The organism is Variovorax sp. GW458-11-26-14-LB1, assembly GCF_059423965.1.
Window position 1 is genome coordinate 58,498 of sequence record NZ_JBWKYW010000014.1, and the last position, 13,939, is coordinate 72,436.

19 protein-coding genes are annotated in these 13,939 nt (G+C 65.7%); all 19 read right to left on the reverse strand.

Annotated features, from left to right (window positions below; all coding sequences use genetic code 11):
- Positions 1–18: 18 nt before the first annotated feature.
- The 19 genes from AC07YS_RS12030 to gpM all read right to left on the reverse strand — a co-directional run bounded on the left by AC07YS_RS12030 (position 19) and on the right by gpM (position 13,915).
- Positions 19–540, reverse strand: coding sequence for a phage major tail tube protein (locus AC07YS_RS12030; RefSeq protein ID WP_487847533.1), 522 nt, complete (start codon positions 538–540; stop codon positions 19–21).
- 32 nt (positions 541–572) lie between these two features.
- Positions 573–1,769: a phage tail sheath protein gene (locus AC07YS_RS12035; protein ID WP_495267962.1), complete on the reverse strand. Its 1,197-nt coding sequence runs from the start codon at positions 1,767–1,769 to the stop codon at positions 573–575.
- A gap of 6 nt (positions 1,770–1,775) precedes the next feature.
- On the reverse strand, positions 1,776–2,165 hold the full coding sequence (locus AC07YS_RS12040) for a hypothetical protein (RefSeq protein WP_495267961.1): 390 nt from the start codon (positions 2,163–2,165) through the stop codon (positions 1,776–1,778).
- 2 nt (positions 2,166–2,167) lie between these two features.
- On the reverse strand, positions 2,168–3,640 hold the full coding sequence (locus tag AC07YS_RS12045; protein ID WP_495267960.1) for a phage tail-collar fiber domain-containing protein: 1,473 nt from the start codon (positions 3,638–3,640) through the stop codon (positions 2,168–2,170).
- A gap of 115 nt (positions 3,641–3,755) precedes the next feature.
- Entirely contained in the window at positions 3,756–6,113 is a 2,358-nt protein-coding gene (locus tag AC07YS_RS12050) for a hypothetical protein (protein ID WP_495267959.1), read from the reverse strand.
- Complete coding sequence (locus AC07YS_RS12055; RefSeq protein ID WP_495267958.1) at positions 6,110–6,796, reverse strand: phage tail protein I; 687 nt, start codon at positions 6,794–6,796, stop codon at positions 6,110–6,112. The genes AC07YS_RS12050 and AC07YS_RS12055 overlap by 4 nt, the downstream gene beginning before the upstream one ends.
- On the reverse strand, positions 6,793–7,692 hold the full coding sequence (locus AC07YS_RS12060) for a baseplate assembly protein (protein ID WP_495267957.1): 900 nt from the start codon (positions 7,690–7,692) through the stop codon (positions 6,793–6,795). Before AC07YS_RS12060 ends, AC07YS_RS12055 begins: the two co-directional genes overlap by 4 nt.
- A gap of 8 nt (positions 7,693–7,700) precedes the next feature.
- Positions 7,701–8,033 carry a GPW/gp25 family protein gene (locus tag AC07YS_RS12065; RefSeq protein ID WP_495267956.1) on the reverse strand — a complete coding sequence of 111 codons (333 nt, stop codon included), beginning with the start codon at positions 8,031–8,033 and terminating at the stop codon, positions 7,701–7,703.
- A complete protein-coding gene (locus tag AC07YS_RS12070) occupies positions 8,030–8,821 on the reverse strand; it encodes a phage baseplate assembly protein V (protein WP_495267955.1) in 792 nt (263 codons plus the stop codon). Before AC07YS_RS12070 ends, AC07YS_RS12065 begins: the two co-directional genes overlap by 4 nt.
- A gap of 100 nt (positions 8,822–8,921) precedes the next feature.
- The gene (locus tag AC07YS_RS12075; protein WP_492737298.1) at positions 8,922–9,386 is read right to left on the reverse strand and encodes a phage virion morphogenesis protein; all 465 of its coding nucleotides are present in this window, start codon (positions 9,384–9,386) and stop codon (positions 8,922–8,924) included.
- A 2-nt stretch (positions 9,387–9,388) separates the two neighbouring features.
- A complete protein-coding gene (locus tag AC07YS_RS12080) occupies positions 9,389–9,874 on the reverse strand; it encodes a phage tail protein (protein ID WP_495267954.1) in 486 nt (161 codons plus the stop codon).
- 3 nt (positions 9,875–9,877) lie between these two features.
- Positions 9,878–10,411 carry a hypothetical protein gene (locus AC07YS_RS12085; protein ID WP_495267953.1) on the reverse strand — a complete coding sequence of 178 codons (534 nt, stop codon included), beginning with the start codon at positions 10,409–10,411 and terminating at the stop codon, positions 9,878–9,880.
- The gene (locus AC07YS_RS12090) at positions 10,408–11,037 is read right to left on the reverse strand and encodes a glycoside hydrolase family 19 protein (RefSeq protein WP_495267952.1); all 630 of its coding nucleotides are present in this window, start codon (positions 11,035–11,037) and stop codon (positions 10,408–10,410) included. The genes AC07YS_RS12085 and AC07YS_RS12090 overlap by 4 nt, the downstream gene beginning before the upstream one ends.
- Positions 11,038–11,068: 31 nt before the next feature.
- On the reverse strand, positions 11,069–11,257 hold the full coding sequence (locus AC07YS_RS12095) for a hypothetical protein (RefSeq protein ID WP_495267951.1): 189 nt from the start codon (positions 11,255–11,257) through the stop codon (positions 11,069–11,071).
- The gene (locus tag AC07YS_RS12100) at positions 11,254–11,751 is read right to left on the reverse strand and encodes a hypothetical protein (RefSeq protein WP_495267950.1); all 498 of its coding nucleotides are present in this window, start codon (positions 11,749–11,751) and stop codon (positions 11,254–11,256) included. The genes AC07YS_RS12095 and AC07YS_RS12100 overlap by 4 nt, the downstream gene beginning before the upstream one ends.
- A complete protein-coding gene (locus tag AC07YS_RS12105) occupies positions 11,732–12,151 on the reverse strand; it encodes a hypothetical protein (RefSeq protein ID WP_495267949.1) in 420 nt (139 codons plus the stop codon). The genes AC07YS_RS12100 and AC07YS_RS12105 overlap by 20 nt, the downstream gene beginning before the upstream one ends.
- Positions 12,152–12,158: 7 nt before the next feature.
- Positions 12,159–12,371: a tail protein X gene (locus tag AC07YS_RS12110; RefSeq protein WP_447779348.1), complete on the reverse strand. Its 213-nt coding sequence runs from the start codon at positions 12,369–12,371 to the stop codon at positions 12,159–12,161.
- Between the two features lie 2 nt (positions 12,372–12,373).
- Entirely contained in the window at positions 12,374–12,871 is a 498-nt protein-coding gene (locus AC07YS_RS12115; protein WP_495267948.1) for a head completion/stabilization protein, read from the reverse strand.
- A gap of 111 nt (positions 12,872–12,982) precedes the next feature.
- Positions 12,983–13,915, reverse strand: coding sequence for a phage terminase small subunit (gene gpM, locus AC07YS_RS12120; protein WP_495267947.1), 933 nt, complete (start codon positions 13,913–13,915; stop codon positions 12,983–12,985).
- Positions 13,916–13,939 lie beyond the last annotated feature (24 nt).

Genomic DNA, 13,939 nt, shown 5'->3' on the forward strand with positions numbered 1-13,939 from the left:
TGTGCGGTGGCCTGGGCTTCAGAGCGAGACGCCCATGCCGATGGCGAGGCGAATGGCGCTGTAGACGTCGGACCCGCCGACCTTGAACACCATCCCGGGCACATCGATCTCGAGCAGGTCCGCGCCGTCGACGGTGACCTTGTAGTAGCTCAGCGAGACGGTGAAGTCGTGGTCGTTGTTCTCGCCGGCCTGCGCTTCGTTCGGGTTCCACTCGCGCAGCCGGCCGCGGGCGATCACCTCGACCGCACTGACCAAGCCCGTGGCGTCATCTTGGTAGGCACCGGCGAAACGGAACACGTTGGCGCCGACGGTCTGACTGCCGAGCATCGCAATCAGTTGGGTCTTGAGGCCGCCGGCCTTGATGCCGAGTTCCAGCTTCTCGTGGCCGAGGTCCACTTCCACCGGGCCGTGCATGCCGCCCGCGCGGTATTCCTCCATCTTCTTGGTGATGGTGGGCAGGGTGGTGCTCGGGATCTCGCCGACCCAGCTTTCGCCGTCGCCGAAGAGAGCGAAGTTCTTGAGTTTCTTGGGCATGCCCATGGTGTGCTCCTATGCGGTGTGCGGTGTGTCGATCACGCGGCCTGGACGGCTGCGGCGAAGTTGGCGAGGAAGTCGTCGGTGATGGTCTGGTTGAAGCCCAGGTCTTCCAGCGGCGGCACGGGCGTGTAGCGGTAGCTGATGCGCAGCCGACCCTGGGCCAGCTCTTCCTTCGGATTGAGATCCGGATTCAGGAAGGCTTCGAAGCCGATGAGATAGCCACCGTTGACGAGGTCACGGCCCTTGGCGTTGATGCTGGCGAGCATGTCTTTCACCAGGCTCGGGTGCATCGGCTTGTCGACGAAGCTGAAGTGCGCCTCGGCCATCGTGTCGGCCAGCACCTGCGCGGTGCGGGTGTAGTTCTCGAAGAAGAACTTTCCGCCTTGTGCCTCGGTCGTGCGGTTGCCCCAGAAGCGGTAGCCGCTGCGGTTGACGATGGTGGTGACTTCGAGGCTGTTGAGGTAGGTGGTGTCGCTGCTCGGGCTCTGCAGGTCGAAGAAGACGTCGCTGGTCATGCCCTGCGGGCCGTTGACCACGATGTTGGACAGCGTCTTGTGCCAGCCGATCTGCTGGTCGAGCTTGGCGCGCAGGCCCAGCGCGTAGGCCGTGGCAGGCACCGCGTCGGCTTCATTGGTGGTGATGTTCCAGGCCAGGAAATTCGGCCAGATGATCATCAGTTCGCGCTTGCCGAAGGTAGCGCGGTACGCGGTGGCTTCTTCCTTCGTCGTGGCGTAGGCCATGCCGTCTTCCTTGCGCGCTGCGACGTAGCCAAAGCCGCGCAGCTGCTCTGCAACGGTGCCGATCTCGACGGCGACGGCTTCGGTGTCCAGGCCCGGCGCGCCGATGATCCGCGGCTTGACGCCCAGCTGGCCCTGCGCCGCAAGCAGTGCCTGCAGCCCGGTCTTCTGGCCGGCCGCGGTGGTCGTGCCGATGACGTTGCTGGTGGTAGCTGCAGCGTCGACGCCTGGCTCGACGCGCACGACGATGGTGAGCGCCTGCGCCTGCTGGCTGATGGCCTTGAGCGCTTGCGCCAAGGTGCCAGTGGCGCCGGCCTTGCCGACGCTGCCGGCCGGGTTGGTCAGCAGCACAGGCGTGTTGAGCGGGAACGCCTCGATGTCGGCAGCTGGCGCCGTGGCGACGATGCCGATGATGGCCGTCGACACGACACGGATGGTGGCGCCGCCTTCGTCGACTTCGAAGACGCGTACGCCGTGGTGATATTCGGTGGACATAGGTAGCTACTCCTGATGGGAAGTGGTGGCGTCGATGAGGGCCGAGACGTCGGGGTTGGAAGCGAGGAAGGCAGCGAGCTTTTCAGCGGCGCTGGGTGCGGCGGTGATCGTGGCGGCGGGGCGTGCAACCAGTTCCCACGCATGCCCGTTGTGGCGAGGCCATTTGTCGTCTGGCCAATGCACGAAGCAGGTGTAGAAGCCGGCATCGTTGCGCGTGACGGTCATCCAGCCTTCGGGCATCGGGTCGATGACCGCGCCACTCGGCACGTGATAGATGCCCTGGCCGCGCTCGGAATCGGCGATGGATTCGAGCGCCGGCACCACGTCGATGAACAGCCCGGCGCCGTTCAGCTGGTAGGCCGGTACGCGGTCGGCTGGGTCGAAGGTGTTGGGCATGTTCAGAGGGCGCGAATGATGGGCACGTAGGAGCGGGTGTTGGGGCGCGCATGGGCTTCGCCGGACGGGTTGGCCGTGGCCGTGTGCTTGTGCAAGCCGTTCGGAGATGCAGTGGCTTCGTGTCCGTGGTCGCCCGCTTCGGTGGTGCCCGAGCTGACGATTCCGGCGCCGGCGCCGAGGGTGGCGGGGAACGGGAGCGGCCCGCCCGTCGCGTTGTAGAAAACGCTTGAGGTGTTGAGCTGGTGCGAGTGTCTGCCGCCCGGCTTGACCGATACCGCATGGTCATGCCATCCGGCGTTCTCCATGGTCACGCTGTGCCAGTGCATTTTGTTCTGGCTGTCGATCCTGACGCCGAGCGCCATGGCCGGGTCGAGCCCGCGCCCCATGTCCGCGCCGCCGTCGAAGTGGCCACGATCATCAGGCACGTTGAAGGTGGTGAAGCCGTCGCCCTCGCCGTAGAAGGTGCCCAGTACGGCAAACAGCGCCGGAAAGGCGGCGCGACTTAGGGCGGCACCGTTGCGGATGACCCAGCCCGCGGGAAGGTTCGCCGTCGGCCAGTGCGCCGGCATGCCGATGGGGCCGGCGCGATCTGACTCGGCCTTGCTGTAGACGCCGAGGTTGGCGCGCGCAGTGGGGGCGTTGTCGAGGTCAGACAGGTTTTTGCTGCGCAGCAGCGGATCTGGCGCGTTGCCGGTGGGCTCGTTCTGCGCGGCGATGAGCTTGGTGCCTGCGGGATAGCTCACAGCCAGCGTCAGCCGGCTGGCAATCGTCGGGTCTTTGGTCCACTCGTCTGCACGCAGCCGCACGCCGTCGATGTACACGGCCAAGCCGCGCGTGGTCGTTGCAGTGAGGTCAATGACGGTTTGCAGGTCGGCGAGGGTTTGGGTTTCTTCGATGGTGTCGACGGTGACATTGATGGCGTCGATGTCCTGCCAATCTGCATCCCCGTCAGCATTGCTTTGCTTCGTGAGCACCTGGCCCGTGAAGCCACCCGGGAAGACAGTGGCCCCGGTGGTGTAGTTGATCACCCAGCTTTGCGTGGCGATGGTGACGTTGGGGTCGATCTGCAGCACGACCGTGTCCGCATTGCCCGGTTGAAAGGCGATGCGGATGGTGATGTCGCTGGCCGTTCCTTCACTGGGCAGCGGCTTGTAGCTGTCAGGCAGGTTGCAGACGGTGAACAGTGCGCCGGTGCTGTCGATGAGACCGCCTTCGCGGATGGTCCAGCCGCCGGCTGCTGCGGGTATGAGCGCTTCGGCGATGTAGAGCGTGGGGTCAACCGGGTCCGGGTAGACACGGTTGATGGCGCCGCGCCAACGCTCTCGAACGAGCGCAATCATTTCTACGTTCGGCGTGATCGGGTTGCCGCCCCCGTCGCCAATGACCACTTCCACCAACTCGATCTGCGAGCTGGTCGCAATAGCCCGCGCTGTTTCGCGCAGTCCGTGCGTGGTGTGGATGCTGGTGAATGCCATGCACCTAATGTGCCGAGGTCTTCTCGTGTGCGCGAGGGCCTGCATGTGTGCAGGTGGCGAGCACGGCATTCACCTCGCGAGCGACGCCATCGGACGCCAGCCCACGACGGTTCACTCATCGCATGAAGTTGTCAGCCTCGGCAAAGGAGGTGTAAGCGTTCTTGAGATACGCGTTCGTCACTGCCTGGATCGATACGTTGCTCATGACGACAGCGGTGGTCGTGTTGCTGTAGTTGTAGTTGTACTTGAAGAAGCTGACCGTGTTCCCGATGGCCTCGGTGTCGTTCAGCATCGAAATGCCCTGGCCGGTCGAGGTTCCGGGTGCTGCCGTCGACGTGACGCGACTGTTCTTGATGCTAGAGCCGACGCCACTCGTGATGCCATCCGTTCCAGCGGAGATGGTGCAGTTGCTGATGCGGCCGATGGCTGACGCATTGCCGCTGGAGTGATACAGGTTGACGCCGCGCCCGCCAGCGACGACGGTGGTCCCTTTGAGGTTCACGACTAACGCTGAGTTGCCCGCGCGGAAGACACCATCGACTGCGGCAACGATAGAACTGCTCTCGATGGATACGGTGCCCGTCGACGTGGTCTCAAAGGCGACGCCGTATTCCACTCCGCTGATATCGCAGTTGGACAGCTTCAGGTTGGTGGCGCCCAGGCACCGAACCCCTGTGCCTTGGCCGAACGTGTTCTTGATCACGACCTTCGAAAGAGACACGGCGTTCTCGGCGAAAACGCACGCTCTCAGGGTCTTGTCGGTCGGAATGGCAGCGTTGTATACGAAGGTGCTGTCGGATACCTGCGTGTTGTCCGCCGCCGGGTAAATGCGCAATGGCGCAAAGCTGGTGCTGTCGCCGTAGAAGCCGGAAATGACGCAGTTGACGCCATTCACCGAGATGCAGGTCGCCCCGGAGTTGTAGGCCTTCGAATTCGTGATCCGAGTGTTGGGGGAGAAGGTCGCATAGCTTTCGTAGCACTGCCCATTTACGACGCAGCCATCCACCACCGCGTTGGCCGCCTGCACCTTGAAGCCGCGGCCCATCGAATCCTTGACCACGCAATTTTCAATTCGAAAGATGCCACCCGCGCCGACGGCTGCATGGTCGACCTGCACCAGCCCGATACCGTCCGCGTCCTCTCCAAAAGGGGATGGGCCGCTTGTGATTCCTTCGACGTAGCAGTCGCGGATTCTGACCTGCGGCCTGCATCCCGCTCCGTTGAACGAGACGCCGATCCCGCGTGCGGCACCTGCGGCGTCTCCGACGTTTCCGTTTGCCGTCGCATGCACGCCAATGACCGTTGCCTTGATATCGAAATCGCCATCGAGGACCGGTGACCCCGAGAGCCGCACGACGATGAACCCATACGCCGGCTCCACGTTGCTGTTGTTGGAGACGTTCTTGACGGTGAGGTCGTACCGGCAGGGGCGCGTCTGCTGAAAGTCAGCGTTGACCCACACCCCGGCGCGGCAATTCGGAACGCCCGCGGCGTCAATCGTGAGGCCCGTGATGTCGCCCTGCGCCGTCTGATACATGCACGCGTTGGCAGCTCCCCCCATAGATTCGCCGACAAAGTTGAGCGTTGCCCCCGGCCCGGAAAGATTGCCACGCAGCAGCAGACCTGCTGTGCACCTGTACACCCCGGGATCTATGACCGCAGAGCCGCCGGCGGCCGCATCGAGCAGCGCCTGCATGGCCGCGGTGTCATCCACGATACCGCCGCCGACGGCTTCGAACCACGCGGAATGCATGTCGCCCGAGAACTGGCGCTCCCACGCGCCGACGCCCGAGGCGTGAGCGAAACGCGTGCCGCCGTTGCTGGCGTTCGGCGCGGCCGGGTTGTACTGAAAGACCCCGACTCTCCCGTCGGGCTTTGCGGTCACGTACACACCCGTAAGGCGGATGCCGGTCGCTCGGCCCTCGTACGCCAGTAACTCGGCGTAGTCCGTGAGAGGCAGAGAGTTGTCAAAGATCCGCTGCGCCTCTTCTGCGGTGAACGCGAAGGCCGGCAGCGTGGCCGCCGACGCCAGTTCGCTCTTCTTTGCACGCCCATCAAGCGCATCCTGCACCGTGCCGTCAGGCGTTCCGACACGCGTCGCGCCCTCCGGCAACGCCAGACCTTCCGCATCGATGTTCGGGATGAGCCATCCACCCCCAACCCGAAGATGCTCATAGGCGACGCCGCCCACAAGGATCACGCAGCGATCACCGTCTTCAGGCGGCAGTCCGCTGTGTGGCTTGGCGGTGGGCGGTGTGCTGTAGACGCCCGGGTAGATTCGATCCTCGATCGCATAGGCAGCCCCACTGGCGGTGTCTGCCGCAATCCCCCGCAACTCGTTCGCGAGCTTGCGTAGGTTTGGCATCGGCCCTTCATCGGTGTCGAGGTCGCCGGCGGCCGCGTTCAGGAACGCGTGAAGCTTGTCCACGACCTGGCCAAAGGGCACGATCTTTCCGTCGATTGGTGAGGTCATAGGTCAGTGGGAATGGTGAGCTTGGAAGGCATGGCGTTGAGAATGGCGCGCAACTCATCGGTGGCCGCTGCGGTCTCGGCATATCCGTTGACCGCCCCGTCCACCATGAGGTCCAGCGCGCTGATGCCATCGCCGTACCGTGGCGTTCCGTCGCGGACCGCCGTTTCTGTTCCCGTGAGAACGATTGATGCTGGTCTCGGCCCTCCCGTGGTGCGCACGAAGATGTCGACGCCCGCCAGGTGTGAGCGCTTGTTCTTGTAGGCGTCCACGACGCGGCGGATCTGCGAGAGTTGATTGGCGAGGAAGCCGGTCTGCTCGGCCTCGATGCGAATGCGAAAGGTGTACGGATCACCGGCAGGGCTCTGCTGAAACCACTCCTGTGTCTGGACTGGTAAGCCCATGGCTTCCAAGGCGCGCTGCACTCCGCCCGGTGTCCCTTTGGTGCGCTTGACCTCCAGAGATTGCGCGATCACCTCGCGCTTGATGTCCGTGTTCCACGTTTCGTCCCATTCGTCTACCGAGTAGGCGAAGGCGAGCCAGGGCAGGATATCGGCGGGGCAGGCGTAGGGGTTCCATACGTCGCGCAGCGGCGTGGGCGTATCGGAGATCCGCGCATCGGCCGCGGCGACAGCTCGCTCAAGCGCAGTAGCGCTGCTGGGCAGCAGAGTGGCGGCGTCGGTCATTCTTCAATCGTTGCCGTGATGACGATACCCGCGCAGTAGGCGGCCTGGCCGACGCTCATCATGATGTCAGCCTCCGGCTGGACGAGCACTGCGCGCAGCACGCCAGGCTGATGCAGCGCCCGATAGTTGCCGCTGATGCTGGGGTCGGCATCGAGGCGATGCACGCTTTCCGCATAGGCCTGTGTCGCGGTCAGAGCGGCTTGCCGCACGACCTCCGAGTCGCTTCCCCTATCGACGATGAGTTCCGCCTCGATGGTGTAGTGCACAACGCTGGCAGAAAGGATGCTGACGTTGTCCGTCAGCGGCCGCACCGTCCGACTGGACAGAGCGCCGCGCACCTTCTCGAGCAGTTCCTCGCCCGTCGTTCCGTCTCCCTCGCGCGAAAGCACGTACACCACGACATAGCCCGGCGTGGGGCTTTCAACAGAAACGTCGCGCACTTGGCCGCTGGCAGAGAGCGCGTGATACATGTACGCGGCTTCGCTGCCGGCCGTAGTGAAGGCTTCCAGTCTGAGCAGGATGCGGCGCCGGAAGTCCGCATTGGTTTCCATGACGGCTTCGACCGGTGGCAGCGCCGTCTCGTCGGCCGGCGTGACAACGAGGCGGACGACGCCCCAGTTGGCGCCGAGTTGGTCGAGATCACCGTCTACAGCATGGGCGAGCATCACGGCGCGCGCCGCGTCGTTGACACGCTGGCGCAGCAGAATCTCGCGATAAGCGCTGACCTGCAGCCACTTGTTCAGTGGCTCGGATTCCAGCGACAGCACACTCTGAATGGCTCCGCGCTGTTCTTCGGGAATTGCTTCCAGCAGTTCAGCCTTGCGCTCGGCGAGCAGCGACTCGAAGTCCAGCGGCTCGATGACGTTGGGCGCTGGGATTTGGGATAGATCGATCATGCGCCGGCTTACAGGTTGATGGTCGACGTGACGCTGTCACTGCCGCCGAGATCTCGACGCACGATGTGCAGACCGCAGCGGCCCTGCGCGTCGACGTTGACGTTGACGCGCTGCACGCGGGTGCGCGGCTCCCATTTCATGATTGCCTGCGCCGTGGCGGCGATGAGGCGCAAGCGGTTGGCCTCGGTCGCGGGGTGGTCGATCAGCTGCGGGACGTAGCTGCCGTAGTTGCGGCGCATGACCCGTTCGCCGATGGGCGTGGTGATGATGTCGGCCACCGACTGGGTGATGTGGGCGCTTCGCGCGATCTGCCGACCGACGATGTTGGATACACCGGTCATTGGGGGCCGCCCGACTGGTCGCCGCCTCGCACCACCTCGCCGTGCACGTGGGTCTTGACGCTGATGGCGCCGGCGGTGATGTCGCCATCTGCGTGCATGGTGCTGGTGGTCGTGATCTCGCGCGTGGAATTGATCGGCAGGTCCAGCCGGGCCTCTGCGGAAGCCCCCGGAACGCTGCTGCCGGCCGTACCCGCCATGCCGCCCATGAAGGAAAAAAGTCCCATCACGGTCACATTGCCTGTGGCCAGGGTCTGCGGCGCGTCGAGCGTGATCTGTCGCGCTTCGAGGGTGATTTGCTGCGAGTGGACGGTCGCGCTTTCGCTCGCGGTGACGTCCGCGGTCTTGCAGTGAACGGTGATGGAGTCGGGGACGGTGATGTCTGCCGTTCCGTCGCCGGGCAGCGTGACTTTGAGCGCATGGGCATCGTGGTCGTACTCGACGACAGCGCCGTCGGGGTACTTCGTGACGGTCTTGTTGGGGTCGGAGCTTGGCGCCGGGCGGTTCGCTGTGGGCAGGCCCGCCAGGGCGATGCCGCCTTCCGTCAGGCCGCCAGGCGAGAAGAGCAGCACGCATTCGCCAACGGTGGGTGGGTTCCACGTCCCCGTGTTGCCCGCCCGCAGCTCGATGTAGGGCCGCCAGTCGGTTCGGACGCTGTCGGTGAGCTGCACGCGCACCAGCGGCGGTGTCGCGCCGTGATCGACTTCGGCGATGGCCCCCACGCGAATGATGTTCGCGATCTGGCGCTGCAGGTCGGCGAGCAGTTGATTCGTGTCGATAGGTCCGGGCATGCGTTCACTGTGCCGGGCCTCTCGCGCGTGTGCGAGCTGCGCTATGTGTGCAGGTGGCGGGGACGGTCGCGCGTTGACGAAAGCGCGATGCCGGCGAGCTTCAGCCGCCGGCGGTGATGTGCTGCAGCAGGATGTCGGTGATGGCGTCGACGTCGGCGCCGGTGAAGCCGAGCAGTTCGCGCTGGGGGTACTTCACGACCGGGCTGCGCGGGCGGCGCCAGTCGACTTTGTCGCGCAGGCCCCGCTGGTGGACCAGCGCGATGCGTGCACTGCGCCCGCCGATTGTGAGAACGGCGGTCCCCGGGGTGGCCGACTTCTTCAGGTGCTTGGCTTGGCGCAGCTTTTCGAACATGGTTCGCCGGATGCTGCCCTTCTTGGCGCGCAGGCGTGGCTTGCGCGGTTCGTAGCCCGACCCGTCAGGGTTGCGCTGTTCGGCGATGCGTTGCGCGTTGCTGCGGCGCATGTACGTCGCGACCTGCACCATGGCTGCGCGCCGGCGCGGCACAGACAGCCCAGCGAGAAGCGGGGCGACCCAGTCGGCAAGGCGGGACAGTTCTTCAGACACGGTCAGCCCTCGATCAGTGGCTGAATGCGCCACTCAGCGGCGAGATCGAGCGCCGTTTCGACCTGGCTTGCATCCGCGAGCAGCGGCTCGCCGATGTGGCGTGTGGTGAGCCGGTTGATGCCGTCCACGGTCGAGCCCTGCACGGCCACAGCCTCTGTAAGGTCGATCTCGATGCTGATGTCGGCGGTGTCGTGGTCGATGATTTCAGACTCGAAGCGAAAGCCCTTTTCCCGGCGATCCGGGTTGTCGAAGAGGTCCGGCTGATGGCGCTTGAGCCAGGCAACGATGGGAACGATCAACACGTCGGTGCTGTCGGGCCAGTCGGTGACGACGATGTTGACCGTGTAGCGGTATTCGAACGACAGGGCCGGCGTGCCGGTGTGCACGACGTTGCCGCGCTCAATGAAGACGGTCAGCTTGTCCGGGTTGGTGGCCAGGTCCGGGCAGGCGAGGGTGATGTGATCGCGCAGCAGCTGCGGCTTCTTCATGGCTCAGGGCTCGGGTTCATCGGTTGGGCCACTCGGGTATCCCGCAAGGGCGCGATCTGCCCGGACGACGTCGGCGAGTAAGCGGAGCTGCTGGTCTCGCTCGACAACAGTTGCCCGGAGCTGTTCAGCCACGCGTCGGCCGTCTGCAAGACTGGCGTCGAGTCGGGCCGCATGGCTTGCGAGACGGCTGCGCTCGGTGTTGCCGGCCTGGGACATAGCAAGGTACTGAGCTGCGCGGCCCTCGGCGGTGCGCTGCAGGCGCTCAGCACGAGCAATGCGCTCAGCAGCATCAGCAGCGGCAGGGGCGCGTGCAGCCTGATAGGTGTCGACGGCTTCGGTGATCTGGTCGGCATGGGCGGATTCCTTGGTGCGGGTGGTGGTGGCCTGGTCTGCTTCGGCCTGCGCCTGCGTGGTCTTGTCGCCGTCCCATTGCTGCTGCACGCTGGCGGCGCCGTCATTTCGCCCGGTGCCGTAGCCGATGGCGCCCGAGGCGGCAGCGATGAGGACGGCCACGGCGGCCAGCGTGATCTTGTTCATGCGGTCGCCGGCATGGAGAGCAACGCGGCGAGCGCGCGATTGCAGCGGTCGACGCGGTCTGCATGACCCACCATTTCGGGATTGATTCCGCGGGTGACGGCTTCGAGGTTCCATGCGTCAGCGTGGGCGTTGAGGCCGTTGGCCGCCCAGTACCAAGCGCCCGTGAGCGTGGCGCCCTGGTGCTCGGCGACGATGTCGGGCTTGGCTTCGCAAGGCAGGCCGGTGCCGGCGGCGGCGCGCCGATAGTTGCCGCGTCCAGTAATCTGAATGAGCCCCCGGCCGCGGTAGGTCCAGCCGTCGCCCGACTCGACGCCGCCGTTTCCATTGCGGTCGGCGTAGGCGACGTTGGCCATGGCCTTGGGCTGTCGGACGAAGGCGCGGGCTTTCTCGACCGGGCGCAAGGCTTTGAACATCTTGGCGATGCGGACCGGGTCGGTGTAGTACAGGTTCTCTTCGAGTCGCGTGAAGGCGCTGGACTCGTGCCCGCACTGGCCGATGAATGCAGCCATGCGGCGCGGGGTGCCGATGTCGAACCGCTCGAAGGCGGCGGCCAGGTGCGGCAGGAAGGCACGCGCCACGGCGGGCGTGATGCCGGTTGCGATGAGCTGGGCGAGGGTGATGGTCATGGGGTTCGAATCTGGTGAGGACGGGGCGAAGTCACTGGGTTCCACCGGCGCACTGGCCGTAGAGGCGCGCGAGCTTTGCGGTGTAGGCGTCGAGCTGCTGCGCCGTCGGCCGCACCGGCGGCTCTGGCAACAGGGGGCAGCGTGGCGGGTTGACCGCGACCTGCGTTGTGCAGCCAGCAACCAGAGCGGCCAGGATGCAGACCATGGCAAGGGGTTTCATTTCCGGCTCTCCTGCAATCTGCGATTGGTTTCCTGCACCTGTCGCGTCACGAGGGCGGACGGTGCCGCTTGCGGACGCGTCGCCTGCTGCACGCTGGTGACGGCGGCGCCGACCTTCGCGGCGGCTGCGCTGGTCTTGTCGGCCGCCTTGCCTGCTCGCAGTGCGGCTTCGTCGACCTTGTCTGCGGCCTCGCTCGCGGTATCGGCGGCCTGCTGGGCGGTCGCGACAGCCTCCTGCACTTGGCTCGCGATAGGCCCGAGGCGGTCGATGGCCTTGCCAAGCAATACCTGCAGGTTCTGGATCTCGCTCACGCGTTCGGCGCGTTCTTGCTGGACGCCGAACCAATGGCCGACGCCCAGTCCCGCCAGCCCGCCGGCGAGCGCGAAGCACGCGATAACGACGAGCATCAAGACGTTCTTGTGTCGCTCGATCCAGCGCGCGCGGCGGGCCTCTTTCTCAAGGCTCGCGAGCTGGCTATCCGTGATTGTTGCCATCGATCTGCCCTCTCATCAGTTCCAGTTCCTGCCGCACTCGCGCGAGTTCGGCCGTCATGGCTTGCATCCGCCCGCTGAGTTCGCCCACCTGTTGCAGGGCGTCGCGGAGTTCGCGCGCGAATTGATCGGCGCGCGTTTCGGCCGCGACACGCGCCTCGCGCTCGGCCTTGAGCATTTCCTCGCGCGTCTCGCGCTCAGCCTTCAGCATTTCCTTGTAGACAGCGAGGGCCTGAATCTGGCCATCCGCGTCGGCGCCCGACATTCGCTGTTGGTTGCGCGCGAGCATCCAGTAGATGGCGGTGCCCAGGCCGATGATGACCAGGACAACGACGTAGCCGACGATGCCGTATCTGGCGCCAGCGGCTTCGGCGATGGCGAGAGTGGTGGTTGCTTCTGGCATGGCTGAATCAATCCCAGAGCTGCACGGTCTCGACGCGCGCGGTGTTGGCTGGAAGGTCGGGCAGGATGACTGCGCGGCCGAGCGGAAGGATTGGGCCGATATCGGCGAGTCCTGGGTTCAGCCGATACGCGGCTTCCGTGACGCCGGCCGTGGCGCCGAGGTGGCGCAGGCAAAGCAGGTCGACGGTGTCGTGTTGCTGAGCGATGACGGTGCGCGGCATGGCTAGATCAGCTCCACGGTGAGGCGGGTGGTGCCGAGGATGTCGCGCACGGACCATGTGGCATCGCGCCGGTGCTGCTCGGCCTGGCCTTCGCGGGTTTCTTCCTGATCGTCCTTGCGGGCGCGGCCCGTGGTGTCGTAGTCGCTGTAGCGCTCCAATAGGTTGGCTTTGGCGTGGCTGTAGACCGCGCGCCGGAAGCGTTGCACGTTGATCGACTCGCTGTCGATCTGCAGCGCGGGCACGACGGCCAGCGATGCATGGCCTTCGGCCTCGCGCTCGGAGGCCCAGATGCTGAGCAGGCCGATGGTGGTGGCCATGGCCTCCTGCACGGCGGGCAGCAGTCGCTGGGGCGTGATGGTCCCATCGAGTCGCATCGCGTCGCGCAACTTGGCCAGGTCGATCTCGGGCCACCAGCTGCCGGCCGTGACGATGCCGAGCGGCGCCGGGTCGCTGGGCGGCGTGGTGCGCACGAGTGGCGGGGCTGCGGCGATGAGGGACATGGTGGCTCGGCGGGTGTTGATAGGTGGGCGGTGGCCGTGGCGCGTTGTGGTGAGGGGTCAACTTTTCACGCTGCGCCACGGGCCGCCCGGCACGTGGGGTGCTCGGTGGCGCTACTTGCCGGCCGCACGCTTGCGCGCGGCGGGTGCCTTCTTCGCCGCGGCAGTGGTCTTGCGCGTGGCTTTCGGCGTGGCAGTAGCGGTTTGTGGGGTGTCGCCGGCGGGCGGTGCGTCGGACTTCGCTTCGCTGGCCAGGGTCGCGGCCTTGTCGGCCTTGGCGAGCGCACGCTCGATGCGCTCGATGTCTTTCTTCACACCGGAATTGCTGTCGAGTTCCAGAGCGCGCTGCAGTCGTGCCAGGGCGAGGCGCAGCGCCTCGGGCTCGATGGCCGCGAGGTCGGGCTCGTCGGCCGTCTGTACCTTGCCCAGCGCGGCGTACGCAATGGCCTTGTGCAGCTTGGCCCGCGCCTGGTCAGGTGCGTCTTGATCCGCGGTGAGCGTTTCGGCCTCGATCAGCAGCGCTGCAGCTTGCGCTCGCGCCGCGCTGTTCTCGTTGGCGTCCAGCACCACGGCCACGAGCTGCCGCGTACCGTCTTCTCCAGCCGTCACCACCACTGGCGACCATTGGCCCTTGAGGTAGGCATTGGACAGCTCGTCGATGACGATGGCCGCCGGACTGCGCTTGTAGTCGTCGGCCATCGGCATGCGGTGCTGAATGACATAGGCCGCGATCTGCAGGCCCAGCGCGTAGGCGCCGGCGTCGAAGGCCCACACCATCAGCGTGGTGAGCACCTGGTCTTGCGCACCGTTGCCGGTGTTGAGCGAGGTGTCGACCCAGTCGAAGTACTCGGGCAGCAGTCGGGCTTTCAGCTCGGCGCGGCGCTCGTGCGACTGGATCTGAGAGATGCGGCCCTTGTCTTGCGAGAGCTTGACACGCATTAGCCCGTAGGCGTCGCCCTGCAGCTCGACACCGTAGGGACTGGCGGCCTGGGCCTGTTCTTGCAGGATGCGCGCGCGGTGGCGCTGTGCGGGGCTGAGTGGGCGCATGGTGGTGTGCTTGTCTGGTGGGAT